The organism is Streptomyces sp. NPDC056224 (assembly GCF_042267665.1).
Taxonomy (GTDB): Bacteria; Actinomycetota; Actinomycetes; order Streptomycetales; family Streptomycetaceae; genus Streptomyces.
In genome coordinates this window covers 64,227-89,080 of the sequence record NZ_JBHJTK010000019.1, presented here as the reverse complement: position 1 = coordinate 89,080, position 24,854 = coordinate 64,227, and the positions used below count along the sequence as shown (strand labels likewise).

The following is a 24,854-nucleotide window of genomic DNA, read 5'->3' as shown; positions in this document are numbered from 1 at the left end:
GAACGGGTAGTCCAACCGGGCATTCGCCAGGTGTGGGCGGCCCTCGTCTGATCATGTGAGCCCCCGACCAAGGTGCACGTAACGGTCGGGAGCCGCACCTGACAGGAATATCGTGGGTGGCATGTCCACCCCTGAGCTGATCCGCATCGTCTCCCGCAACTCCCCCATGGCCCTGGCCCAGGTGGAACGCGTCCGCAGCGAACTCGCCGTGCTCCACCCTCGCATCCGCACCGAAGTCGTCCCGGTCGTCACGACCGGGGACAAGTGGATGGGTGATCTCTCCCAGGTCGAAGGAAAGGGAGCGTTCACGAAAGAGGTCGACGACGCGCTGCTGAACGATGACGCAGACCTGGCCGTCCACTGCCTCAAAGACATCCCCTGTGACCGGCCCCTGCCTGCTGGCACGATGTTCGCCGCGTTCCTCAAGCGCGACGACATCCGCGACGCGCTCATCCACCCGGGAGGCCTCCCCCTGGATCAGCTGCCGCCCGGAACCCGCATCGGCACGTCATCCGTCCGCCGTGTCGCCCAGCTCGCGGCAAGCCAGCCCCACCTGGAGTGCGTGCCGTTCCGCGGCAACGCCAACCGGCGCCTGGAGAAGCTCTACGCGGGCGAAGTCGACGCCGCCCTCCTCGCCGTCTCAGGCCTCGAGCGCATCGGCCGCACCGACGTGATCACCCAAGTGCTGTCCACGGAGACGATGATGCCGCCCATCGGCGCCGGCATCCTCGCCCTCCAGTGCCGCCAGGACGACGCCCACCTCATCGACCTCATCAGCGGCCTCGGCCACCCCGGCACTCACCGCGAGGCGACAGCCGAGCGGATGCTGCTCCACGTCCTGCAGGGACACTGCAACAGTCCCATTGCCGGCTACGCCCGTGCCGAACGCGGAGGGGACCTGTCGCTGCGTGCCTGCGTCTTCACCCCGGACGGCAAGACTGTCCTGAACGCCCACGAATGGGCCGGCCGGCTCGACCCCGCCACCCTCGGAACCTCAGTCGCCGTCGCGCTTCTGCGGCAGGGAGCCCGCGAGCTCATCGACGGCATCCCGCACTGACCCGCAGCCCCGGAGCAACACGCCTGTCCCTGAGGAACGCCCCACCATGCGAACAGGGCTCCATCAGTGGTGTCGGCACTGGTGGTTGATACAGGTTCTGCGTGAGTTCTGCCTGACGTCTGACCCCAAGGCTCGGCTGTGGTCCTGAGATCAGACTTGTTGGCGAAGCAACAGGGCCTGTGTCGGCCTCCGGACGGAACGACCGGCTTACGGCGTCTCGTCGGCGGCCCGCCAGTACCGCTCGAACGCCGAGTCCCCTGACGGCAGCAGGCCAGCCCTCGCCATCGCCGCGCCGAGCTCCAGCTCGCGCTCCTGGTCGGCGCACTCCAGGCCGCACTGGATGATCTGCGCGACCATCTCGCTGGTCCCGGCCAGGAAAATCGACCCGCTGTCCGCCTGGTAGAACCAAGCCTCGTAAACGGGCGACCCGTCGGCCACCACATCCCAGAGCTCGCAGAAGTTCAGCACCGATTCGTCCTCGGGGTCCGCGGAGAGGCGCCGGTCGGCCGGAAGATCCTCATCGTCGTAGGCGACACCGCAGAGCGCGACCTGCTCGGCCTGGAGCGGATTGAGCTGCGCCACCGAAGTGATCTGTCGCCTGTTGGTGAAATCTGCCATGCGTGGAAGCTAGCAGGGCTCACCGACTGCCGCCTCCAGCCCATGGGGCGGGCCACTTCGGCTGCCGGGCCCCGGGTGCGGGGCGCCGGGCGCCGGGCGCGGCGGGCTACCCGTGGGAGCCGACGTCATGCGGAGCCGAATTGGCCAAAGCGTCAGCAGCGCTGGTGGGGCCCGCTTCGCCTGGTGGGGGTGATCGCCCTGGTGGGGTCGGACTTTTGACCGCGGTCAAAAGTTCGGCGATTTCCGGAGCGCAAGGCGGGAGAGGGGAGAGCACCGCCTTGGGTGAGACGGGTTCTGCATGGCGGGCTGCTTGCGGAGTGCTGTCCTCCGTAGCACCCGGTGCCTACGATCGGCTGCACGGCTCGCGGGCTCAGGGGGAGGGAGACGCGATGCCGGGGGCATGGCACCAACCGGGGGCGACCCCGCTCTCTCCCCCCGCATGCCAGCCAGCAACCAGCGCCGCCTCCGCTCCCGGGCCCGGCGTGTTCCTGGGTGGCGCCTTCCGGATCCCGAGGAGAACCTGGCGCCCTCTGCTGAGAGCCATGCTGCTGTCGGAGCTGGCCGTGTTCGCGGTGACCGCGGCCGCCGGCTTCGGTATGTACGCGCTTCGCGGCGCCCCTGCCCTTGGTGCTCTCTGGGTGGGCTCTGGCGCTCCGGGCGAGCTGGCGAACATGTTCCTGATCCTCCCCCTCCCCCTCGTCCTGGGCCTTCTATCTGGTCCACGCAACGGTGGGCTCACTGGCAGCCACCTTGGCCCAGCAGGACGCGAGCGGGACTCAGGTGACCGTGCGGAGGCTCCTGCGGGCGACCGCGCCCCGGATACCCGGCACGGTCGGCGGCTACCTGCTGGCCTCGCTCCTCTGCCCCGTGCTGCTCACACCCCCCCCTTGCGCCGTTGATGGTCTGGCCGTGGGTGCTGTACACGCTCGCTCCGTCGATCACGGCCCAGGAAGGGGTGGACAGGGGCGGCTCTGTCGGTGTCACGGACGTCGCTGCGTTCTTCGGCCTCGTCATCGGGGCCATCACTCTCTTCATCGGCGTCCTGATGTTCCAGATCGCTTTCACCCACCTGGTCGGTGACCGGCTCTGTTCGGAAACCGCTGATGGGCGTTCTTGGGTACGGCCTGTGCAGCCGTCGCGTCGGACTCCGCACGGCTGTCGTACGCGCGGTGAACTGCCCGAGGTGACCGCTCTGGCCCAGCGGCCGGGGTCGTCCGGCCTGCTCCAGGAGGCCCGACGACTGCGCGATACGCCGGCCGGCCTCAGTGTCAGGGGGCCCGGCGGTCGGCCGCGTCGAAGCGGGCGAGTGCGAGGGCGCCTGCGTGCAGCGCCCGCTCCAGGGCTGGGGCGAGGCCGTCGTCGAGGCCGCCGAGCGCTTCGGCGGCCTCCTCGACCGCGTCGCGGGTGATCTCCGCGGCGACCTCCTCGGCCGGGGTGCGCGGGCCCAGTTTGCTGACGGCTGCCGCCGCCCTGGCCGGGGTGAGCAGCGCGGCGACTTGGCCGAGGAGCCAGCCGGGCACCCCCGCCGCTCCTTCGGCGGGCGCCCGGTACGGCCGCGAGCCGTCGAAGCGCTCGTCCTCGGCGAAGGCGGGGTGCTTGAACTTGGCCACCGGGCGGGCGGCCGGGCCGGTGCCGTCGGGGGTCCCCCACTCCTCTGCGGGCTTGACGACGAGCCCCTCCGCGAGGTTGCCGGGCAGTTCGGGCAGGCCCAGTAGAGCTGGTACCCGGGTCGGGAACACCGGCGTCCGCTCCTGCACCTGGGCGAGCGTCCCGCGCGCGATCAGCGGGGCGCAGTGCAGGCCTGCGGCGTCGGCTGCCTCCCGCAGCGCCCCGTCGCCGACCCAGCGGGTGCCGCCGCCGGCCACCTCGACCGTGGCGTCGAACGGCAGCCAGAGCAGCCCCGGCGCGTACCAGACGCCGGTCTGCACCGGCTCCGTACCCGGCGAGGGCGGCACGTCCGGGTGAGGGTAGCGCCCGCCGGCCAGTTCGCCGTAGACCGTGACCGGCGCCGAGGGATCGGTGCCGTACGCGCGGCGCAGGGCGGCGGCGCAGCGGTCCGCGGCGACGGCCAGGGCCGGCCAGATCCGTCCCACGCCGAAGAAGTCGTCGAGGCCGCTCTCGCCGAGCAGTTCGCGGCGCTTGGCCGGGCGTACTCCGGCCCGGTCGCACACGACGGCGAAGTTCGCCCCGTGGACCTTCTCCAGCGCGACCCACTCCCGGGCCGCCCGCGCCTCGCCCAGCCGGGCCCGGGAGGGGATCTTGGGGTACGGCGACCAGCCGCTGTCAGCCGCCATGCCGACCGCCACCGTGCTGGTGCTGGTGCTGGTGCTGTTCGGGCAGTCGGCTGTCGGGGTGCGCCCACAGCAGCAGGTTGTCGGGGCGCTCGTCGCCGAAGAAGTCGAGGACGTCCTGGTCCGAGTGGCGCAGGCTGAAGTGGGTGAGGACGAAGAGGGTGTCCGGGTGGGCCTCGACGACGGGCCGCAGCCGGCTCCAGACGGTGTGCCCGACCCGGTCGGCACGGTCGAGCTCGGCGTTGTCGAGGTAGGTGCACTCGGTGATGACCACCGGGTACGCGAAGAGCCACGGATTGTCCTCGAAGACGCTCACGTGCGTGTCGCCGAGGAACGCGAACAGCGGCTTGAGCACCTCGTGTTCCACGTCGGCACCGTCCTTGCGGCGCTGCGCGAGGATACGCCCGAACTCGGCGCCACCCCGGCCCTGTCCGGCGAGGGAGCGTCGCAGCTCCTCGTACTCGGGCAGCAGTTCCCTGCGGCGCTCGGAGAAGGCGTAGCCCACGCACGGCACCTTGTGCGTGCACTCCACCACCCGTACGTGATGCCCGCGACGGCCGAAGGTGAACTCGTCGCCGCCGCGCACCCCGTGCAGCCGGCAGTTCGCGGCGGGGTCGTAGGCCGTGCCGTGGTTGAGTTCGGCGGAGGCTCGCAGGAAGCGCTCGACGTACGGGACGGCGGGGGCGGGCAGGTGGATGTCGACGCCGGCGGGCCTGGCGGCGAGGTAGTCGGGGTCCTTGGAATGGTCGTGGTGGGTGTGCGTGAGGAAGACGGTCTCCGGCTGACGGCCTTCCGCCAGGCCGGCGTCGAGCGCGCAGCGCAGTTCGGGAATGTGGAAGAACGTCTTGTCGTTGGCGCGTGAGTACCCGGTGAGGGTCAGCTCGGTGCCGGGTATCCGCCAGGTCTTCCACTGGCGGAACGGGTGTCCCCGCTCAAGCCGTTCGGGGTGCGCGGGGGTCCGCTCGGGGGCCTGTGCCATCGGTGCCTCCGTCGGACCGCCGTGATCAAGGTGAGGGTCCCGATCGTAGCGGGCGGGGCGGCGGGGCGGCCCGTGGATTCCCGGGCGGGGCGGCACGGCACGGTAGCGGATGCGTACACCAGCTGAGCTGTTCCGTTACGCGGGAAGCAGCGCGGGCTGAGTCGGCCTGTCGTACGTCACGGTCAGCGTCACCGCCACCTCCACGGGGTATGCGGAGGCGTTCGCGACCGAGACCAGTCCAGCTCGCCGCGAGCGCCGAGTTCGTCGAGGACCAGGCGGTGGAGCTTAGCCCACACCCTGGCCTTGCTCCACTCGGAGAAGCGCCGGTGGGCTGTCGCCCCCGACGGCCCGAACGACGCTGCGGGCATCTGTTGCCACGTACAGCCCGACGTGGCCACGAACACGATCGCGGCGAGCACTTCCCGGTCACCATGCCGGCGTCGGCCGCCGCCCTGAGGCCGCGATGGCGCCTCCGGCACCACCCTCTGGAACAAGCCCCACAACTCAGCGTCATGGCGGATGAGCTCATCGACAGCGCCTGATGAGAGGTGAAGGAGCATCAGGGACTCCTGGTCACAGCGGGCGAGACACCGATCAGGGCCGACGACGGTGAACAACGGGCGAAGCCCACCATCAGTCAACGGCTCGGCCACTGCCAGCGAGTCATCTCACTGCCGTCGCGTGGATCGATCAGCCACGTCTCCGGGCCATGGTCCGGTCGCGTGGATCGAATCGCCACGCCTCCGGACCATGGCCCAACAGCACACGACCCCCTCCGCCGGGTGGCGGCTCCGCTGGGTCAGCCGATGCTCACCGGTGTGGCGTCGATGCCGTCGGCGGTACCGCGGAACAGCACGGTCCGGCCGTCGGCGGTGACCGCCCAGAGGTCCGTCAGGCCGTCACCCGTGAGGTCGCCGGTGGAGCCGAGTACCGGATAGTCGGCCCGGGCGAGGCCCGATGCGATCTTGGTACGGGCGGAGCCCCAACTGGCCGGCGCGAACTTGCCGTCGCTGCCCTTGGCCCCCGAGACGGCGAAGAGGTCGCCGGTGGCGTCCTCACGCAGCCAGAGGTCGGCCGCGCCGTCACCGTTCACGTCGCCCGGGGCGACCACGGTGACCGGGTCCCAGCCGGTCCCGCCGACCAGGACGGGTGCGGTGTTGTCCAGGTACGGGGAACCGCCGTAGTACAGCCACATTTCCGAGCCCTGCTTGACGAGCAGGTCAGGGCCGCCGTCGCCGTCGACATCGCCCGCGGCGGCGATCTGCTCGGCGTCGTGCCAGTGGTCGTCGCCGGTCTCGCAGCCCAGCTCCGGGTCCTTCACCGGGCAGCTGACGTTGAGCTGGGACCGGCTGGCCTCGGTGACCTTGCCCAGCCCGCCGTTCTCGTACATCCACAGCAGCTTGGTCCGCGTGACGTCGTTGTACTCGAGCACCACCAGGTCGTTGTAGCCGTCGCCGCTCCAGTCACCGCTGGCGAGGACCTGCGCGCCGGGGGCGACGGTGAGGCCGCCGTCCGCCGGGGCGGCGAAGGTGCCGTCGCCCTTGCCCGCGCGGAACTGGAGGCGGCCCGCCGGGTCGACGGTCCACAGGTCGCGGTGCCCGTCACCGTTCAGGTCGCCGGGCGCGTCCGGAGCCGTGCTGCCCTTGGCGAAGAGGGAGTACGTGGCGGTGTCCGAGACGTTGCCCGCCTTGTCCACGCTCTGCGCGTGCACGGAGTGCGGGCCCGCGGTCGGCGGAACGAGCGTCACGGCGGCGCCGGGCGCCACGGACGCCTGGCGGGAGTCCCAGTCCGTCCAGTACACGATCTCGGCGACGTCCTCGACCCCGCCTGCGGCGAAGGTGAAGGTGCCGGGCGTCCGGGCGGTACCGGTCTGTGAGGGCACGCCGTTCGACGCGTCGGGGAACTGTACCGAGCCGATGACCGGCGGCACGTTCGGCCGGGTCCGGTCGACGGAGAAGGCACAGGTCGCGGACCAGGCGGAGGTCTGCCCCGCGGCGTTCGCACCGCGGACGTTCCAGGTGTAGTCCCCGGTGGGCAGGTCGGCGTCCGGGACCGACCAGGTCGTGGCCTGGCTCTTGACCGCCGGCACCGACTGGGTCAGCGCCGGGGCGCTCTGCCCCGCGCGGAAGACCTGGAACTGGGCTGTGAGCCCGCCCTCCTCCGGGCCGTCGACCGTGGCGAAGAGACTCACCCGCGTGTTGCCGACGAGCCCTCCTGTGCATGCCGTGGCCGGTGAGGTCCCCGGGTCCGAGACCGTCGGCGCGGCCGCGGTCTTCGTCTCCAGAACCGCGCTCCTGGCGTCGAAGCGCTTCCACGCGGTCGTGTCGGTTTCGTCGGAGGCGTACAGACCGACGGTGACGTCGGCCTGGCTCTTCGCCGCGGCCTCCTTCACCAGGGCCGTGGCATCGAACTCGATGTCGCCCGCCGCGCAGCCGGGGCGGCCCTTGGCGGCCTTGACCGTGGCCAACTTGGAGCCCTTGGCGGGCTGGTTGTTCCACGTGGTGTTCGCCGAGATCGCACCGACGCTCCACAGCTCCACCGGTGTGGCCGTACAGGATCCGGCGCCGGTGTTGCGGATGCGCAAGGTCGCCTGTGCCACCGGCGCGCCCTTGACGGCGCTGGTGTCGAGCCGGACGAAGGAGCGGGACAACCCCTCGGATCCGCCCTCGTTGCCGGTCCGCAGCGACTCGCTGGACTTCCACGCACCGCGGTTGGGATGCTTCTTGGTCACCTGGGTCCAGGCCTGCGCGCCACCGAACGTCTCCCCCGCGTTCGTGGCATTCGCCGTCGACCCCGACGCGGCTGCTGTGGGGGCCATCACGACGACCGCCGAAGCGGCCAGCGCTGCTGCCGTCACGAGCGAGGCCGCATTCTTCACGGACATGCACACTCCAATTGTCTGATCAACAATCAGACCTTAGAGCACACGTCCGACCCTGACCCAAGCATTAGATGCGCAGTTCAACAGTGTGATGTGCTCGTCAAGGTTTCGTGGGCTGGTGACGCGGCCGGCGGGGCGCTGGTGGCGATCTCCGCGAGGGCGCAGCCCCGTACGCACGCCGGCTGACCGAAGGACAAGAACCGCCCCGCACGTGGCTGATGCCAGGGGTCGGTCCTCGCGCCGGACCTCCCGGTCCAGGTGCATGCAATGCGCAACCCGCGTGCCGTGCCTTGAACCGGGACGTCGAGAACCGAGCCGACCGCTGCACCGCTTGGCCAGGTGAAGTCGGCCTCCTCATCCCGATCGCGGAGCAGGCACCGGCGGCGGACTTCACGTACAAATGGTCGGCGCTGGCCGCACCCCGGGCGCTGCGGCCGCAAGGGACCGGCCGCGGCCTACGTAGTCACTGGCGCGTGCAGCTGCCGGTCGGTGGCCGCCCGGCGCTCCGCCTTGGAAGCGACGGGCATCGTGGCGGCGACGGCGGCCGTAACCACGTGCCGGGTAGCCCGGCGATTGACCTGCCGGCTTCGCGCCGCGGGCAGTCCTGCCCGGAGTCAAGAAGCAAGCCCACCGGGTCCTTGGTCGGCCCGGCCAGCCGCATCTGGTCCTCCAGACGCCGGGCGATCCGGTCGGCGAGGCCCTGCAGATGAGCCGGGCGGCGATTTCGGAGGCGGTCGCCTACCTGACCGAGCCAACGTGGTCGCCACGAGCGCGAGCCGGGCTCCCGGCGCGACCGGTACGTCCTACACGGCGAGCTCTGGTACGAGACCTTCACCCGCCGGGACCAGGTCCTGACTCTGTCGGAGAAGACCCTGCTGGAGGGCGCCGCCGGTCTCGGCACCGACACCCCGGCCGGGGCGCGGATCGCGGAGACGGCGGCCTTCTTCGAGTTCCTCCAGCACGAGATGCTCGGCATCATGGAACGCTGGCGGGCCTACCGCGAGACGCACGACGTGGAGTGACCGGCGCCGGGGCCGGGTCGCCTCCTCAGCAGAAGTCGGCGGCCGCGCGGGCGGCTCCTTCATTCCAGGCCATGTTGTAGGTCGCGGTGCGGGGTGCGATTCCCTGCGGCTGCTTGGCCTGGCAGTTGTTCTTGATCGCCCTGTAGCCGTCGGCGAAGCCCTTGGCCCTCTCCTCGTCCTTCTGCGACTGCTGGCTCTTGGCCTTGGCGCACTTGACGGTGCTCTCACCGTCGTCCACCGAGATGTGGTACTGGCCCTCCTTGCTGATGGGCACGACAAAGGCGCCGTCGGAGTCCACGACGAGGCCATGTCCGGAATTGCTCGGTCCGATGAACGAAACCTTCTGCCCCTCCTTGAACCCCTCGCCCATGAGCGAGAAGGTGGCTAGACCTGCGGCATCGGTGTTCCGCACCACCGCGCAAACCGCCGTCGGGACGACGGTGGCGGTCTCGGGAGCCCTTTCACTCATCGCGTGAGCGCCGGCGGCCGTGCCGAGTGCGAGCGACGCGGCGATCGGTGGTGTCAAGAGAGCTAGACACAGTCTGCGGTTCATGGGTCCACCCTCGGATGGGTGGGCTGACCTTCACAGCCCTGGTCCCACCATTGTCGGTGGAGCCCGTGGCCACCGCATCACAGCAGCGTGACGGCGGACCGGTTGACCGGGCGGCGCCCGCCCTGCCGTGCGTCCCGTCAAACCATCGCCGAGATGAATCGCGCAACCTTCGCCTGATACCGCCATGCCAGGCCGACCGGTCAGAGCCGGCCCGCCCCCGTGTCAGGGCTACTGACGCACCACCGACCGCCGTTCCCATTGGGAACGGCGGCCGCGCCTTTGCTGCCGGGCCCTTACGCCGCAGCCACAGATCAACGGGAAGGGAACCGGCGCCGGAACTGCGTCACATGGGGCTGGTGTGGGCCGGCCGTCTGATGTTGTGCAGCATGAGCCGGGCCTGGCACTGCAGGTGGGACAGGCGATGCCTGTGACACGCAGGGACGGCGAACTTGTCTGCGATCGCCGGGAACGCAACTCCGGTGTGCCTCGCCTGCCGCGACTGATTGGCCTCATTCCGCTGCAGATCGGCCGACAGTTTCCGTACCCGGTCCGCTGCCTTCTGAGCCCGAAGGCCCTCCTGCTCCGCCCGCACGGCTGCCACGTCGGCCTGCCGCTGCTGTGCAAGGGAAGCCACCTACGAGGCCGCCGCGTCCGCAACAGCGTGTGAGGCTCACAAGGTGGCGGGGGTGCTGTGACTGAGCGCCGCAGTTGGCCCGATTGGCCAGATTCGCGCCCAGTTGGGTTCGACGTCCCGTGCGCTGCCCCAGACCTCGAAGCCGCCGGCCCGTCAGATTCCGGCGGCCTGCAGTTGGGCAAAGGTGCCGACCTTCGCCGACCATGCCTGCTGATCCGGTACAGCACGCCAGCCGAAGAGCGAGTCGGAGGTGAGCGTGTCAGGCCAGATCATGTAGCCGAGCATGACGAGTTCACACCCCGCCGCATGCGCGGCTTCGACCGGGAATGTCGGCCAGTCGGGCCAGTGTGAGAGGTCCTTCTCGGCAAGGGACTCAAAGCTGCCATCCCGTACCACTCGCAGTAGATATCCGCTGTGCGCTGCCTTGCAAATGGCAGTGAGATCACGGCGGGAGTTCTCAGTCGTCATGGCAGGACGCTAACGGGTGCTCAGAGGGGTGCTCACCCCCGGCGGGGTCACAGGGCCACGTCGATGTAGTCGATGTCCGTGAACTCCACCTGCAACCCGTCCGTGCGGCTCCCGCTGTCGCGGAAGTAGACCTCCCCGAGCCCATCGGCGGCGATCTGCCGCAACTCGACCTCCGAGGCCCCGGCGCCACCAACCAGGGGCTGCCACCGGCACCGAACCTCGGACTCGAGCTTTTCGGCGGGCGCAGGCTTGGGGTGCTTGATCTGATCCTTCACGGATCGCTCGGCGGTGCGCTGCGAGACCCCCGGCACCCCCGCAACGGCCTGCTCGATGGCGACCCGCATCGGAATGCCCAGGGTTTGCGAGGAACTGCCGTGACCGTGCCATCGCCGCTCTATTGACCCGACTGACCTTGACTGGTGCCCTTTTCAATTGATTCAGCTTTCTCCAGAAGCTCCTTGAAGGGTGTCTGCGCCGTGGAGCCACGCACCTTCGCGAGACCATACCGGTCAATAATCTCTTGATTGAAGTTGGGAAGGGCAGGGTTGAAATGGATCCTGTCACCCGGTGGCGATATGGCCACATCTATGCGCGGCAGTTCAGCATTGGACACACGCCACACCATTATATGCTGTCGACCTCGGGTCACGTTGAGGATCTCACTGCTGTTCGAAATGTCGGAGTCATTTCTATATTTTGTGTGAGCAGGCTCATTAGGGCTCAACTTACCCTCCTTTTTGAGCGTCTCGACGGTCGCCCGGGATTCTTCATACTTGGGAGGCAGTATCATTCTGTCTTTCCTGATCACGTAGACCTCGGTCTGCGCCCTGATCGCCTCGTAGTTCGCCTCTTCGGGCTTCTTGATCTCGACGACTGCATCCTGTGTGATTTCCTCCCCTGGATTCAGAACGCGACCCGCCGGTGTGACGAACTCGCCATCGTAGATCATTTTGTACTTAGGAGGTCTGCCCTCAGTAATGCTGTTCGAGGCCCCGCCCTGGATCCAGTAGATACTGCCGAGTACATAGACCGGAATCTGGCCGCTGTTCTTTACGGACAGGTGGACCGTCACCTGCATCGACGCCGTCGTTCTGTCCAGGGTCGCCTCTTTGAACTCAGCTCCACTCATGATCAGCGGGATGGTCGCATAGGGGACATAGATCTGCGAATATGCCAGGTTGATGCTGGCGAGGAGGGTGGGGACGATTGCCCCGATCGCGATTCGCCCGGGATTCCGGAGACCTTTCCACGCCCGGGATCTGATGAGCCCAATCCCTGCCACTACAGACCAGACAAGGAAAATTCCCGCAGTCGTCGACCAGCGGTTGAAATGCTCGTCAAGCTGCATAAGGAGAAGCGAGAAACTGCCGAGAAAGACGATGACGACTCCGGCCAGAACGATGGCTCCCGAATAGCGCCTCTTCCGCTTGTGCCAATAGTCGAGAGTGGCCACTGCGGCGATCAACACCACCAGGCCAGCAGCAAGGACCGTATATCCTGCGAGCCGTCCGCCGAAGGTCAGGGCATCACGGCTGTCCGCCCAGCCGATCCTGATGAGCAGGCACGCGGGGAAGAGGAAGCCGAGAAATACGATGGTACCGACTGCACGTCGCTGCACCGCTCGATCCGGCCAGACAGTGTCGTCTCCTCCGACCCAATGGATGTCGCGCCCGATTTCTTCCAGACCAGCATGGCGCAGCAGTGCTTGGAGTTGCCTGGGGGACCGTACCTTGCCCTCGGACTTGCCGTTGATTGTGACTTTCCGCCAGCCGAGGTCATCAGGCGCCAATACGGCCACGTCGGGAGTGTTCGGCATAACTTCAGCCTGCCGCTTGTCCGCGGTACGCGCCTCTGGAGCCGTGTACCACTCGCTGCCGGAAACGCCCATCAGGTGCGCTCGACGCGGTGCGGGGTGAAGCTGGTCATGACGTGTTGGTGTCGCTCATCCTCACAGGAGCTCCCATGCGTACACGACTTCTCGGATTCACCGCCGCTCTGATACTGGCTGCTCTTGGCGCCATGGGTCCCGTTGCACAGGCGTCCGTACCTGCGGTACCTGCCGTCGACGGGCCGACGTGTCTGCAGGCTGATGGAACGGTGGAGTACGACTCCGGTGCAGGCCTTTGGATCTGCGTGGGTGGCAGTCACGACGGCGAATCCATCAACTGACCACGCATTTGGCACTCATCGGCCAACTCCTGCCCGCATCCAAAGTCGGCCCCACCCATGCAGGCCCTCAGGCACCGCGGCGGGCACGTACCCGGACCGATCCACAGCCACGCGTTCAAGCCTTACATGGTGACCGCTGGTACCAGGGCTGCACCAACGCCTGGACGGGATAAGGGAGATCGTGCCGCTAAAGCGCCAGATGTTCGGCCGCGCCGGCTTCGCTCTCCCGCGGAAGAGGATTCTTCTGGCCAGCTGACCACAGCCACCCATAGGGTGACGGGGACGAGAGAAGATGCGCTATGGATCCCCGCATACCCCGCCTGCGTCGCAAGCTGGCCGCGATCCCGTTCCAACCGCTACGCAGCCACTCCTTCGGGGAAGAGCAACACGAGTTTCGCCTCGGTCCGAAGCTGACGGAAGCACGCGTCGCCGCGTTTGAGGCCGAGCACGGCATCTTCCTGCCCGATGCCTATCGGCAGTTCCTCATGCACATCGGAGGCTCAGGCGCGGCACCGTTCTACGGCCTCATGCCGCTGGAGCGGTGTTCCCTGCTGGTCATGGATCCGGGCGGGCAACAAGGGGCACCCCCGCGGCTTCAGCGGCACGGGATCTGGGACCCACGAAGGCGACCTCTTCCTTCACGTCATCGAAATGGGCTGCACCGATGTATGCGTCGTCGCGGTGACCGGTCCCCTCATGGGCCGCGTCCTCATCGGCAACGGCGACGGGTTTTGGGGCCCCAACGTCTCCTCCTCCACCGACTTTCTCGACTGGTACGAACGCTGGCTCAACCACATGAGCGCCGGACGCGACAACCGGGCCCTGGAACTCACCTCACCCCGGCTTCGCGCCCATCCCGACCGCCATCGCAGGGCCCCGAGGATCTGACTTTCCGTAACATCTGCACGGAATGTGAGCCAGAACCCGAGAAACGACAGCGCTCCCAGCGCGCCCCGGCGTCGCAGGGCCTCGCCTCGGGAGGCTGCGATGAGGTTCCAAGCAGTTCTGCGTAGTGTTCCGACTCCGTGACATCCATCCGGCCACGGAGCCTCCGCGAAAACCTGTTGGCGGACCACGGCGACGCTGATACTTTTCCGGAGGCCGTGCGAGAGATGGAGGAGGTGGTACCCGTGAACGCAATATCGACATGGGTGCTCCCCTCCGGGGTCACGGTCGGGCGATAGGTCGTCCGGGAGCGCCGTTCATGAGCACTCCCGAAAGGCATGACCATGCACGTCACTTCTGAACAGCGTCTCGACGACGGCGTCCTCGAGCGCGAGTTCACCCTCGGCGAGATCCCCGGTGTCCTGTGGACGCCCGCGTCCGTATCCGCGCCGGCGCCGCTGATCCTGATCAGCCCCCCGCCCCTCGGACTGCGCAAGATGCACCACCGGCTGGCGGGGCGGGCCCGGTACTACGCGTCGGAGTACGGCTTCGCCGCGGCCACCATCGAGCTCCCCGGGAGCGGTGAACGGCCCCGTTGGGCCGCCGCCGAGCAAGCCCGCGCCGACCTGCGCCGGGTAATGGAAGCCGGCGAGCCGGTCGGCGACGAGATCGTCGACGCCCTCGTCCTCCCGCTGGTCGAAAAGGCGGTCCCGGAATGGCAGGCCGCCCTGGACGCCCTCCTGTCGCTGCCCGAGATCGGCGGCCCGGTCGGGTACGAGGGGGGAGTGATCTCCATCGGCGTCCGCCTTGCGGTGGTCGAGCCGCGCATCGTGGCCGCCGGTTTCTTCGCCGGGAGTCTCGTGCCCGCCGCCATGTTCGAGGCGGCCCGCCAGGTCACCATTCCGCTCCATGTCCTGCTGCAGTGGGACGACGAAGGGAACGACCGGCAGGCGGCCCTGGACCTGTTCGACGCCTTCGGCTCCAAGGAGAAGACCCTGCACGCCAATCTCGGCGGGCACACCGGCGTCCCGCAGTTCGAGCTCGATGCCGGGGCCCGGTTCTTCGCCCGGCACCTGAAGTGACGCCGGGCCGTCACCGTCAGGACAGCAGCAGACGGTAGGCGGTGTCGGCCAGGACGCTGCTCGTCGAGGGCAGGTCCCGGCTCTCCTCTGCTGTTTGTGCCGCGGGCCCCTGCCAACTCGGCAGGGGCCCGCGTCCGCCAGGCCCACCTGGCGGACGGGCACTCGCCTGTGACGCCCCGTGGCGGGGACGGTGCCCGGATGCAGGACCAGGTCCCCGGTGTGGGTCCCGTCGGCCGTGTACTCGACGACCACCGTGTCCCCCTGGGACGTGAGGTGGTCGAGGGTGAACGTGCCGTCGGGCATCGCCTCGAACATGGCCTTCGCGAGTTGGGTGAACCCCTCCGGACCTTGCAGCGTCCTTCCGCTGCCCTGCTCGACGAGGGTGCAGTCCGGGGCGACGGCCGCGGCGATGGAGTCGTAGTCCCGGTCGTTCCATGCCCGGAAGAGATCGCGGACGAAAGCTTCGTTGTCAGCCATGGGAACCCTCCACTCGAAAAGATCTTCTCTGTTCCATGCTGACCTGCCGCCCCCGGCTGCGCAGCCGGGGGCGGCGGCAGCTGGGTGCCTGTCCGTCTCCTACGGTGCGGGTGCGGGTGCAGGTGCGGGTGCGGTCCGGGGCCGGCGGGGCATGAGGAGGTACGCCGCGACAGCCAGGGCGAGGGGCAGCAGGCTCACGACCAGCATGGTGAGCCTCAGGCCGTTGGTGAAGTCCAGTCCGAGGTCCAGTCCGGACTGCCGGAGCAGGTTCGGGTCGTATCCGGCGGTGCCCGGACTGTGGGCCATCGCGCTTCGCGTCGCGTCCACGGCTTGATCGGCCTCGGTCGCCGACATGCCCCGCGCCTCGGCGTCATTGAGCCACTGCCGTTGGAAGAAGAGATTGAGGAGCAGGAGGTAGACGGCGGGGCCGAGCGCGTAACCGGTCATTCCGAACGCCGGCTGGACGGAGGCCACGGCGCCGGACTTCCCGGGCGGGGCGTGGGAGAGAATGGTCTCGGCCACCGCGGCGGAGGTCACCAGCGATCCCAGGTTGGCGAGCCAGGTGGCCAGTACGAGGATCCACAGCGCCATCGTGGGCGTGGCGGTGACCGCCATCAGCAGGCCGCTCGCGACCAGCACCAGCAGGCCGGTGATGAGGACCGGCCGGGGGGTGTACTTCCCGATCAGTTGCCCGGCGAGGATGACGGCGCCCGCGATCGCCAGCGTGCCGGGCAGGTACAGCAGGCCGATCGTGCGCGGGGGCAGCGCCAGGATCACGCTGCCGAATTGCCCCAGGACGAAACTGAACCCGGCGACGAGGAAGTTCAGCGTCAGGCTGGCCAGCGCGGCCACGGTGAACGGGCCGCTGCGGAACAGGGACAGGTCCAGGACCGGTTCCGGTGTCCGGCGCTCACGGAGTACGAACAGCACGCCGGCGACCACGCTGACCGCCAGCGGCAGCCAGGCCTGGACCTGGGAGATCCCGTTCTCCGCCTCCGCGATGCCGTGGACGAGGGTCAGCAGGGTGACGCCGACCAGGCCGACGCCGACCACGTCGACTCCGCGACGCCGCAGGACGGGGGGCTCGGTGACGTACCGGGCCGTGAGCCCGAGCGCGATCAGCGACAGCAGGGGGGCGAGCAGGAACAGCCACCGCCAGCCGACCACCTCCACCACCCAGCCCCCGACCGCGGGCGTCACCCCGCACAGCACCATTTCGATGGCCATGAAGATGCCGATGGCCGCCGGCCGCCTCTCCTGCGGCACCGACGCCTTGAGCAGGGCCAGCGACACTCCGAGCATCGCGGCCAGCGCCAGGCCGTCGAGGAGGCGCATCACCAGCAGGAACATGTAGCCGGGGGAGAGCGCGGAAAGCAGGTTGACGACGATGTCGCCGACCAGCCCCAGCATCAGCAGCCGCTTGAGCCCGAAGGCGTCCCCGAGACTGCCCACGGCGAGCACCGCGGCGGCCACGACCAGCGTCGCCGCGCCTCCCAGGAACCCGATGACGTCGGGCGGCACGTCGAGGGCCCTGCTGATCTGCGGCATGTTCAGGCTGAGGACCAGCGGGTCGACGGCCGTGATCGTGAAAGCGAGGGAGAGCCCCGAGATGATCGGGAGTAGCGAGACAAGGGATCGCGGCTCGGCAGTCGACACAGCAACACCTCCCGTACGTCGGCCAGCGCCGACCGCTCGATGACCGACCGTGATCCGGCCACCGCTTCCGGCCCGCCGTCCCGCCCGGCGCGTCCCGGCACCGGACGTACAGACCGCGAAATTGCTGCCGCTCCGGCCGCTGATGCGGTTCGGCGGAGGCGGATCGGCGGATGCGGATCGGCGAATGCGGACCAATGCCGGCCGCCCTCCGCCGGTCCTGGAAGGACGACGGAAGGCTTCCGTCCACAGCCTCTCAGGGCATTGCCGACGGCCCCGTACTCATCCGTACGTGGCGGTGCGCGTTCACCTGTACGCCGACACTGGTCACTGGTCCCCCACTGCAGAGCGCGGCCTGGCGAACGGAGGACTGCCAGTCAGGACAGGACCGCTTCGCAACCACCGACACCTCGGCGGGCCAGCAAGTGGGCGTCGAGGAAACCCCGTTCGGAGGCCGGGTCGTGGACCAGCCGGGCGAACGTTACGAGGCCGGCTCCGGCCAGCAACTCGGCGAAGCGGTCCACCGGCCAACTGTAGGCGGGCGTCACCTTGTGGTCGAAGCGGACCGGATCCGGTCCGTCGGTCCCGAAGAACGAGACCAGGAGCAAGCCCCCTGGTGCCAGAACACGCGCCTGTTCGGCGAGGACAGCGGGCAGTTCCCCGGGAGGGGTATGGATCATCGAGTAGTGGGCCAACACGCCGCCGAGCGCGCCGTCCTCGACCGGCAGGGTCTCCATCCGGGCCTCGTCGAACCGCAGCGTCGGGTGGGCCCGCCGGGCATGGTCGACCATGCCCGGGGAGAGGTCGAGCCCGAAGGCGTCCACCCCCAAGTCGTGCAGCATGGCCGTCAGATGTCCGGGGCCGCACCCGACGTCGACCGCTCGCGGGTTTCCCGTCCCGCGCACCAGCTCGGCGAAGGTGCCGATCATGGCTCGCGCGAAGGGCTGCGTCTCGAGCCGATCAGCGAACATCGACGCGTACAGCTCGACGATCCCGTCGTAGGCAGTCCTGGTCTCATCCTGGTGTTCCACCACGGGAAAGAAGCTAACATCCACGCCAGTTGCAGCCGCCCTCCGGCCTCGTGCCGACGCCCGCCCTGAGGAACTGACCGCCCGGTCCCGTGATCACTACCTGGGTCGGCGAAGGCGGCCCCAACCTGGCCGAACCGCCCGGTGGCCTCGACTCGTATGGCTACCCCCGTCTCGGATGCCTTCCGGCGGCGGGACTGGCGGCGAGCGGGGTGGTCAGGCGGTCCTCACATGGTGACGCGGCCCGCCCAACCGGCCCGGCAGCCAGTCGCCAAACACACCCACCAGGACAAACGGTCTTCAGGATGTCGTTTCGTATGGCTCCGGTGAGGGCTGGGAGCCCTGGGTCTGGGCGGGGGCGGGGGCCGGGGCCTGGGCCTGGGCCTGGGGAAAGCCCAGCTCGTCCAGCAGCGCACTGAAGAGGTCCTCCGCGAAGGGCTCCCGCGAGCGCAGTAGCTCTTCGATCCGGGACTGCTGGGCTGTGGCTGGGATGCCAGCCGCCGCAGCCCAGCCGAGGGCCCCTTCAGCGTCGGCCGGAATATCCACTTCGAGCTCCGCGCGCTTGCGCCTCACAGCCTCGTCGAACGCGGGTGTGCCCAGCCACAGGCTCACGTCGTCCAGGTCCTCGGGTTCCTCTGCGAGAAGTGCCGCAGCGTTATGCAGGTTGAGCCACGCCTGCCAACGCTGTCCGTCGGTTACCAGCCCGGTCACGAGGGCCATGCTGCTGTCAGAGACATCTGCGACGCAGGCTGGTGCACCTGTCCATGCGACCAGGGCGGACAGATAGTCGTCCTCCCACAGTCCGTGATCGAACTGGAGGGTCTGCCAACCGCCCGGGCGCGGCAACCATGCATGCACGGTGTCCTTCAGCTCCTGATCGATGCTGTCGAACACGGGTGCTTCCAGCAGCGGACGCTTGCTACGAGCCATGACCAGATGACCTGAAAGCCCATGGAACCTCCTCCTTGGAGACGTTGCGCGCACTCTATGAGTTGCCACCGACAGGGCAGGCTCGGGCCGGCTCAGCTGCCGAGTCTGCCGGTAGCCGATGAGGGAGGCGGCCATGCCGACGAAAGCGAGGAAGTGCTCAGTCTTGCGCTCGTGACGTGATGCAGGCGTCGGCATCCGGCGAGCCAGGACACGGTTCTCTCGACGAACTGCCGATGACGGCCCATCAGTGTCGAGGGATCCGCTCCCCCTCGCTGCGGTGATCGTGCCGGGCGCCGCAGGGCGGCCGCCGAGGAGCCGGCCGAGGACCGTACGGACGCGTGAGGCTGTCCGGCTCCGTCACCTGCGCGGTACCGGGGTCAGGGCAGCCGCCACCCAACTCCCAAAGGAAATTCTGCAAAAATACTTTTGGAAAGTCTTGGAGGGCTCTAGCCTGCCGTCATGATCAGCGGAGCACAGAGACGCGTCCTCGATCCTGAGCAGGACGCGGCAGCCCTGAAGGCCCTTACACACCCCTTGCGCATCCGACTGCTCGGGCTGCTGCGGCAGGACGGCCCGGCCACCGCGAGCGAGCTCGCGGTCAGGACCGGTGAGTCATCCGCTTCCACCAGCTATCACCTGCGAGTCCTGGCGAAGTACGCGTTCGTTGCCGAGGCCGAGCATCGTGACGGGCGGGAGCGCCGCTGGCAGGCGGTGCACTCCGTGACCTCCTGGAGCAACAAGGCGATGGAGGCCTCACCGGACAGCCGCGCCTACGTCAGCTTGTCGCGCAGGGCTCAGATCGAACACTTGGAGGCTTCTCTCGTCCGGCACGAGGCAGATCTCGCCGACGGACGGCTGGGGCAGGAGTGGCTGGAGCCGTCCGGGATCAGTGACCTGATGCCCCGCTTGACCCCCGAGTCGCTCACCGAACTCTGGGAGGCGCTCGACCGGAAGCTGGAGGAACTGACCGCCCGTGATGCCGGGGATCCGCGCGCCACGCAAGTAGTCCTCCTCACTGCCGGTCTGCCCCTGGCACCGGCACCGCACGGCCCCGGCGCGGAGCCGGACCTGGCCGCCGTTGCGGAGGCAGACGCCGAGAGCGCGTCATGACCGAGCCACTGGACATGTCCACCGCACGTCGCCGCTACGTCATGGTCTGCATGCTCTTCTGGCTGCCTCTGGGCCTTACCATCGCCCCACTGATCCTTCTGTTCACCGAGCGCGGCATGACCATGGCGGCCATCGCGGGCTTCTTCGCCGCGCACTCCCTCACGGCGGCAGTGCTGGAACTGCCCACAGGAGGGCTGTCCGACGTGCTGGGACGTCGCGCTGTCCTGGCGGCCGCCGGCCTGCTGAACCTGACCGCCTTGACCCTTCAGGGCCTGGGTACCGCTCCCTGGTTGCTCGGCCTGGGCATGGCGCTGATGGGTACGGGCCGCGCCCTCTCCAGCGGACCGGCCGAAGCCTGGTACGTCGACACCGTCCACGCGCGCTCCGGCCCCGGCGCCGAAGTGCGCACCGGCCTGGCCCGCGGCTCCTCCGCAACGTCCGCCGCGCTCGCCGTGGGCACCCTGCTCGGTGGAGCCATTCCCTGGCTGCTCGGACTCGGCCCCGACTTCGGCGCCCGGCTGAGCGCGGCAACCTCCGGACTGGTGCTGCCCCTTTCCGTCCCGCTGCTGCTCGGCGCAGCGGTCGAGGTCGCCTTCGTGCTGTACGTCTTGACTGCTCTGCCCGAACCGCCACGGCCGGCGGCCACCCTGCGCAACGTACTCCGAGGCATCCCGGTCACCGTCGCGGGCGGGCTGCGCCTGGGGGGCCGCGATGCGCTGGTCCGCCGGGTGTTCCTCAGCGCAGGGGCTGCCGGTAGCGCCCTGGCCGCGATCGAACTGCTCACGCCGGGCCGTGCCGCGGCCCTCACGGGCGCGTCGGAGTCGGGGGCGGTGCTCTTCGCCGCACTCGCCTGCGCCGGATTCGTCTGCGCGGGTCTCGGCAGCCACCTCGCACCGCTGACCGCCCGGCTGGCGGGCAGCGGCGAGCGTGCGGTCCTGGTGAGCCTTGGCATCAGCGCGAGCGGCCTGCTGATGCTTGGCGCCGCTTCAGCATCGACAGGAGTGGGCCCTACGGCCCTCACGGCTGCCGGCTACGGCCTGGTCTACCTCGGGCTCGGCTCCGCGGGACCGAGCGAGAACGACATCCTGCACCGCCGTGTCGCCGGCGCGGGCCGGGCCACCGCGCTGTCCGTCCAGTCTCTTGCCCTGCAACTGGCAGGAGCTCTGACCGGGTTGATCGTTGGCGTCCTTCCTGCAGGACCGCTGCCGTGGCTGCTGGGAGGTACCGTGCTCCTGGCGGGAGCACTCCTGTGGGTTCACCGCGACCGGCCAACGCCCACCGCTCCGGCGGCAATACCTCAGCCACATGCCCTGCCGTCTCCCCCGAGCACCGTCGACTCCGACCCCCCGCGCGTCTCTTCCAGCTGACTGCCCGGAAACACGAGAAGCGGGCGTTCAGTACCAGGCCCACAGCGCCGATCTGATCCTCCATTCCGTGCTGGTACCACTGGTACGGCTGGTACGGCCTGGTACGGCTGCCCGGCCACCCCGAGCGCGGACATCCGCATCGGCTGGACCGCCCCCCTCACCATCAGCAGTGCCGCCCGCTGCACGCCTGGCGAGCGGACCCGCATCTCCGCCGCTTACGACGCCAATACCGGACTGATGCACCTCTACGTGAACGGCACCCTCGCCGGCACCGGCCACCACGCCGCTATACGAATATCCCTGCCTCCATCGAGAGGCAGGGATATTCACACACGACAAACGACTCCATTATGGGCAGCGCGGCCTTTGCCTTACTCCGCCATCAGACGTCGCAGTACTTGAGAGAGCCAGCACAGCGAGGACGTCGGACGCCGGCTCACCACCCAGCGGCGAGACTGGCGCCGGCTGAACGAGGAGCAACAGCAGCGGTTCGGCGAGCCGGGCTCGGAAGAGCCGTACGGGCACGCGGCCCCCGCGGGGGCGTCCCGAGTTCGGGCCGGGCACGGGCGGCGCGGCCTTCCAACAGGGCACGGAGGCCGTTGCCCGGTCGACAACCAGAAACGGCGCCGCAACCGGCTCGACACCGCCCGGCTCACCGCGCTCGCCGAACTCGGCGTCGACCGGGCACGGTAACCAGCGACGGGGCCCAGAGCGAAACCCCACCCCGCCTCCCGGGCCCCGCGGCTTCGCTGTAGCCTCCCTGGGGTGAGCAGCCCAGATACGGTGCCCGAGTGGCAGGCAGTGTTGGACGCTACCGCGTGGACGTCACTCGAAACGCCCGCAGGACCTGCGACAGGCGGATTCCTGCCGTCCGCCCTGGCTGGCCTTGTGGACCCCGACCCGGCCGTCCGCGCTGCGGCACTCGGCAGGGCCCTGCCCAGCCACCAGAACACGATCTACGAGGCCACCGTGCCCGTCGCACGGTACGTCGCGGCCATCCTGTCGCACCCCGCCACCGCCACCAGCACCAGCACCAGCACCAGCACCAGCGAAGTCCACCCGGCCACTGGGCAGGATCCGAACCGTCCCATGCGCGCTGAGCTGTTGGAATGGCTCGGCTCGACCGCGTACGACGCCGACGACGCGACCGTCACGATCGCCGAAGACGGGTGGGACGGCACGTTTCCCTCCCCGGACCCGGCCATGCGCGCGTTCCGGGACCTGCGCCCGCATCTTTACCAGGCGGTCCGCCCGCTCCTGGACGATGAAGACGAGAGGGTCCGGCACACCGCCCTCGTCGCAGCCATCCCCCTGGCCGAACACCCCGGACTCGTCACCCACCACGACCTGCTCGCCCATCACGCACGCCGCCTGCTGAACACCAGCACCCTCCGTTACCAGCGTGACCGCGCCCTGGACGCCCTGCGGTCCTGGGGCCACAGCACCAGCGCCCTGGAAACACCGGAGGACACCGCAGCACGAGCCCGATACGCCCGCTTCGCCGCCCAGCGCCTCCAGCCTCTCGAGGGGGGCGGCTACAGCGACGAACCGCCTTTCTGACACCGACCCGAGAGAGCGCAGTCGCGCCCCCCGACCGCGAGGGCTCGACGCTACCGGCTCCGTGCCCTCACCGACCCCGGAGCCGACTGGGAGCGGGAAGGCTACGGGGCCGATGACGGATGGGCCGGGCCCGTGAGCGGTGACGGCCGCCGAAACGTTCGGCGCAGATCCCGCAGCCGTCCCGACCCTGCCGGACCGATGGCCGCCGGAGTAGCGGCCCGGGACTCCGTGCCGCCTGCCGGAGACCCGGCCGGACCGGGAGGAGGCTCTGGCCCCGGAGCGACTGAGGCTACTCGGCCCGTAGCGCGGCCAGCCGCTGCTCGAACGGCACCATCTCGAAGCCGTCCGCCGGATCCATCGACGTGATCGCCCCCGTCAGCGAACGGGGGGCGATCGCGACGGCGGTGTCGACGTCCGGGGCGGCGGGCGTCATGGCGCGCGCCAGCTCCGCGCCCGCACGGGCGATCCGCTGCGCCAGCCCCAACTCGCCCCAGTCCTCCGAGGCCGCGTACACGGCGGTTGGCAGGACGACCGCGCGCAGGTAGGTGAACAGGGGGCGCAGAGCGTGTTCGGTGACCAGGGAGTGCCGGGCCGTGCCGCCGGTCGCGCCGAGGAGCACCGGTTTCCCGGTGAGGGCGTCGTTGTCGATGATGTCGAAGAACGACTTGAACAGCCCGCTGTACGACGCCGCGAACACCGGTGTCACGGCGATCAGGCCGTCCGCGGCTGCCACCGCGTCGAGCGCGGCGGCCAGCCGGGCCGGCGGGAACCCGGTGACGAAATGCTGGCCGATCTCCGTCGCCAGCTCCCTCAGTTCGATCACTTCGGGCTCGGCGTCCACGTGCTCCAGCGTCGCGGCCGAGAGCCGGTCGGCGAGTAGCCGCGTCGAGGAGGGCGAACTCAGACCCGCCGAGACGACGATGAGCTTCATGCCTGCGTCTCCTCCTTCTCCTGGGCTGCTGCCACCACGCGAGCGGAGTGCGTCGGCGCGTCCGGCACGCCGGCCGGGCGCAGGTTCGCGAACTCCTTGCGCAGCACCGGCACGACCTCCTCGCCGAGCAGGTCGAGCTGCTCCAGGACGGTCTTCAGGGGCAGGCCGGCGTGGTCCATCAGGAAGAGCTGGCGCTGGTAGTCGCCGGCGTAGTCCCGGAAGGACAGGGTTCGCTCGATGACCTCCTGCGGCGAGCCGACGGTCAGCGGTGTCTGGGAGGTGAACTCCTCCAGGGACGGGCCGTGGCCGTACACCGGCGCGTTGTCGAAGTACGGGCGGAACTCGCGCACCGCGTCCTGCGAGTTCTTGCGCATGAACACCTGGCCGCCGAGCCCGACGATGGCCTGCTCGGGGGTGCCGTGCCCGTAGTGGGCGTAGCGCTGCCGGTACAGGTTCACCATCTGTTTGGTGTGGGAGGACGGCCAGAAGATGTTGTTGTGGAAGAAGCCGTCGCCGTAGTAAGCGGCCTGCTCGGCGATCTCCGGCGAGCGGATGGAGCCGTGCCATACGAAGGGCGCGACACCGTCCAGCGGACGCGGGGTGGAGGTGAAGGACTGCAGCGGCGTGCGGAACTTTCCCTTCCAGGTGACGACGTCCTCGTCCCACAGCCGGCGCAGCAGCGCGTAGTTCTCGATGGCGAGGTCGATGCCGTCGCGGATGTCCTTGCCGAACCAGGGGTAGACGGGACCGGTGTTGCCGCGGCCCATCATCACGTCGACGCGGCCGTCCGCGACGTGCTGGAGCATCGCGAAGTCCTCGGCGATCTTCACCGGGTCGTTCGTGGTGATCAGCGTCGTCGACGTGGACAGGATCAGGGACTCGGTGCGCGCGGCGATGTAGCCGAGCATCGTGGTCGGCGAGGAGGGGACGAACGGCGGGTTGTGGTGCTCGCCGGTGGCGAAGACGTCGAGGCCGACCTCCTCGGCCTTCTGCGCGATGGAGAGCATCGCCTTGATGCGCTCGTGCTCGCCGGGCACGCGTCCGCTCGTCGGATCCGCCGTGACGTCACCGACGGTGAAGATCCCGAACTGCATGGCTCCCCTTCCCGAGATTGTTTAGATTTCAACTATACCCTCGAACAGGGGGTGCGCCTGAGGTA

19 protein-coding genes and 4 pseudogenes are annotated in these 24,854 nt (G+C 69.1%); 7 read left to right on the top strand and 16 right to left on the bottom strand.

Annotated elements, in window-relative coordinates; all coding sequences use genetic code 11:
• The first annotated feature begins 121 nt into the window (after nucleotides 1-121).
• On the top strand, nucleotides 122-1,057 hold the full coding sequence (gene hemC / locus ACFCZ1_RS22205) for a hydroxymethylbilane synthase (RefSeq protein WP_376680004.1): 936 nt from the start codon (nucleotides 122-124) through the stop codon (nucleotides 1,055-1,057).
• Nucleotides 1,058-1,264: 207 nt separating this feature from the next.
• Here the strand turns inward: hemC and ACFCZ1_RS22200 are convergent, their stop codons facing one another.
• The 9 genes and pseudogenes from ACFCZ1_RS22200 to ACFCZ1_RS22160 all read right to left on the bottom strand — a co-directional run bounded on the left by ACFCZ1_RS22200 (nucleotide 1,265) and on the right by ACFCZ1_RS22160 (nucleotide 12,319).
• Nucleotides 1,265-1,675: a hypothetical protein gene (locus tag ACFCZ1_RS22200; RefSeq protein WP_376680003.1), complete on the bottom strand. Its 411-nt coding sequence runs from the start codon at nucleotides 1,673-1,675 to the stop codon at nucleotides 1,265-1,267.
• A 1,268-nt stretch (nucleotides 1,676-2,943) separates the two neighbouring features.
• Nucleotides 2,944-3,969: an RNA ligase family protein gene (locus ACFCZ1_RS22195; RefSeq protein WP_376680002.1), complete on the bottom strand. Its 1,026-nt coding sequence runs from the start codon at nucleotides 3,967-3,969 to the stop codon at nucleotides 2,944-2,946.
• Nucleotides 3,959-4,945 (bottom strand): MBL fold metallo-hydrolase, encoded by a 987-nt coding sequence (locus ACFCZ1_RS22190; RefSeq protein WP_376680001.1) that lies wholly within the window; start codon nucleotides 4,943-4,945, stop codon nucleotides 3,959-3,961. The genes ACFCZ1_RS22195 and ACFCZ1_RS22190 overlap by 11 nt, the downstream gene beginning before the upstream one ends.
• Before the next feature lie 227 nt (nucleotides 4,946-5,172).
• A pseudogene (locus ACFCZ1_RS22185) lies at nucleotides 5,173-5,505 on the bottom strand (transposase); the annotation flags it as partial.
• A gap of 239 nt (nucleotides 5,506-5,744) precedes the next feature.
• Nucleotides 5,745-7,829 (bottom strand): FG-GAP-like repeat-containing protein, encoded by a 2,085-nt coding sequence (locus tag ACFCZ1_RS22180; protein WP_376680000.1) that lies wholly within the window; start codon nucleotides 7,827-7,829, stop codon nucleotides 5,745-5,747.
• Nucleotides 7,830-8,873: 1,044 nt separating this feature from the next.
• Nucleotides 8,874-9,317, bottom strand: a complete 444-nt coding sequence (locus ACFCZ1_RS22175) for a hypothetical protein (RefSeq protein WP_376679999.1) — start codon at nucleotides 9,315-9,317, stop codon at nucleotides 8,874-8,876.
• An 871-nt stretch (nucleotides 9,318-10,188) separates the two neighbouring features.
• Nucleotides 10,189-10,503, bottom strand: a complete 315-nt coding sequence (locus tag ACFCZ1_RS22170) for a hypothetical protein (RefSeq protein WP_376679998.1) — start codon at nucleotides 10,501-10,503, stop codon at nucleotides 10,189-10,191.
• A 47-nt stretch (nucleotides 10,504-10,550) separates the two neighbouring features.
• Nucleotides 10,551-10,847 (bottom strand): hypothetical protein, encoded by a 297-nt coding sequence (locus tag ACFCZ1_RS22165; RefSeq protein WP_376679997.1) that lies wholly within the window; start codon nucleotides 10,845-10,847, stop codon nucleotides 10,551-10,553.
• Nucleotides 10,848-10,897: 50 nt separating this feature from the next.
• Complete coding sequence (locus ACFCZ1_RS22160; RefSeq protein ID WP_376679996.1) at nucleotides 10,898-12,319, bottom strand: hypothetical protein; 1,422 nt, start codon at nucleotides 12,317-12,319, stop codon at nucleotides 10,898-10,900.
• A 652-nt stretch (nucleotides 12,320-12,971) separates the two neighbouring features.
• Between ACFCZ1_RS22160 and ACFCZ1_RS22155 the strand changes: the two are divergent.
• The 3 genes and pseudogenes from ACFCZ1_RS22155 to ACFCZ1_RS22145 form a co-directional block, all read left to right on the top strand.
• Nucleotides 12,972-13,154, top strand: a pseudogene (locus tag ACFCZ1_RS22155) (SMI1/KNR4 family protein); the annotation flags it as partial.
• A 169-nt stretch (nucleotides 13,155-13,323) separates the two neighbouring features.
• On the top strand, nucleotides 13,324-13,560 hold the full coding sequence (locus ACFCZ1_RS22150; RefSeq protein WP_376680041.1) for a hypothetical protein: 237 nt from the start codon (nucleotides 13,324-13,326) through the stop codon (nucleotides 13,558-13,560).
• Nucleotides 13,561-13,901: 341 nt separating this feature from the next.
• Nucleotides 13,902-14,639, top strand: coding sequence for an alpha/beta hydrolase (locus ACFCZ1_RS22145; RefSeq protein ID WP_376679995.1), 738 nt, complete (start codon nucleotides 13,902-13,904; stop codon nucleotides 14,637-14,639).
• 165 nt (nucleotides 14,640-14,804) lie between these two features.
• Here ACFCZ1_RS22145 and ACFCZ1_RS22140 read toward each other — a convergent pair.
• From ACFCZ1_RS22140 to ACFCZ1_RS22120, 5 genes and pseudogenes are all read right to left on the bottom strand, one after another.
• Nucleotides 14,805-15,116: pseudogene (locus ACFCZ1_RS22140) on the bottom strand (ester cyclase); the annotation flags it as partial.
• Between the two features lie 99 nt (nucleotides 15,117-15,215).
• A complete protein-coding gene (locus ACFCZ1_RS22135; RefSeq protein ID WP_376679994.1) occupies nucleotides 15,216-16,772 on the bottom strand; it encodes an MFS transporter in 1,557 nt (518 codons plus the stop codon).
• Nucleotides 16,773-17,146: 374 nt separating this feature from the next.
• Nucleotides 17,147-17,803, bottom strand: a complete 657-nt coding sequence (locus ACFCZ1_RS22130) for a class I SAM-dependent methyltransferase (RefSeq protein ID WP_376679993.1) — start codon at nucleotides 17,801-17,803, stop codon at nucleotides 17,147-17,149.
• A gap of 294 nt (nucleotides 17,804-18,097) precedes the next feature.
• Nucleotides 18,098-18,727, bottom strand: coding sequence for a hypothetical protein (locus tag ACFCZ1_RS22125; RefSeq protein WP_376679992.1), 630 nt, complete (start codon nucleotides 18,725-18,727; stop codon nucleotides 18,098-18,100).
• 105 nt (nucleotides 18,728-18,832) lie between these two features.
• Nucleotides 18,833-19,029: pseudogene (locus tag ACFCZ1_RS22120) on the bottom strand (IS5/IS1182 family transposase); the annotation flags it as partial.
• A gap of 157 nt (nucleotides 19,030-19,186) precedes the next feature.
• On the opposite strand from ACFCZ1_RS22120, the gene ACFCZ1_RS22115 reads away from it, so the two are divergent.
• The 3 genes from ACFCZ1_RS22115 to ACFCZ1_RS22105 all read left to right on the top strand — a co-directional run bounded on the left by ACFCZ1_RS22115 (nucleotide 19,187) and on the right by ACFCZ1_RS22105 (nucleotide 22,764).
• The gene (locus ACFCZ1_RS22115; protein ID WP_376679991.1) at nucleotides 19,187-19,837 is read left to right on the top strand and encodes a helix-turn-helix domain-containing protein; all 651 of its coding nucleotides are present in this window, start codon (nucleotides 19,187-19,189) and stop codon (nucleotides 19,835-19,837) included.
• Nucleotides 19,834-21,204, top strand: a complete 1,371-nt coding sequence (locus tag ACFCZ1_RS22110; protein ID WP_376679990.1) for an MFS transporter — start codon at nucleotides 19,834-19,836, stop codon at nucleotides 21,202-21,204. The genes ACFCZ1_RS22115 and ACFCZ1_RS22110 overlap by 4 nt, the downstream gene beginning before the upstream one ends.
• A gap of 888 nt (nucleotides 21,205-22,092) precedes the next feature.
• Nucleotides 22,093-22,764 (top strand): hypothetical protein, encoded by a 672-nt coding sequence (locus ACFCZ1_RS22105; protein WP_376679989.1) that lies wholly within the window; start codon nucleotides 22,093-22,095, stop codon nucleotides 22,762-22,764.
• A gap of 289 nt (nucleotides 22,765-23,053) precedes the next feature.
• Here the strand turns inward: ACFCZ1_RS22105 and ACFCZ1_RS22100 are convergent, their stop codons facing one another.
• Nucleotides 23,054-23,695 (bottom strand): CE1759 family FMN reductase, encoded by a 642-nt coding sequence (locus ACFCZ1_RS22100; protein ID WP_376679988.1) that lies wholly within the window; start codon nucleotides 23,693-23,695, stop codon nucleotides 23,054-23,056.
• Nucleotides 23,692-24,789 carry an LLM class flavin-dependent oxidoreductase gene (locus ACFCZ1_RS22095; protein WP_376679987.1) on the bottom strand — a complete coding sequence of 366 codons (1,098 nt, stop codon included), beginning with the start codon at nucleotides 24,787-24,789 and terminating at the stop codon, nucleotides 23,692-23,694. The genes ACFCZ1_RS22100 and ACFCZ1_RS22095 overlap by 4 nt, the downstream gene beginning before the upstream one ends.
• Nucleotides 24,790-24,854 lie beyond the last annotated feature (65 nt).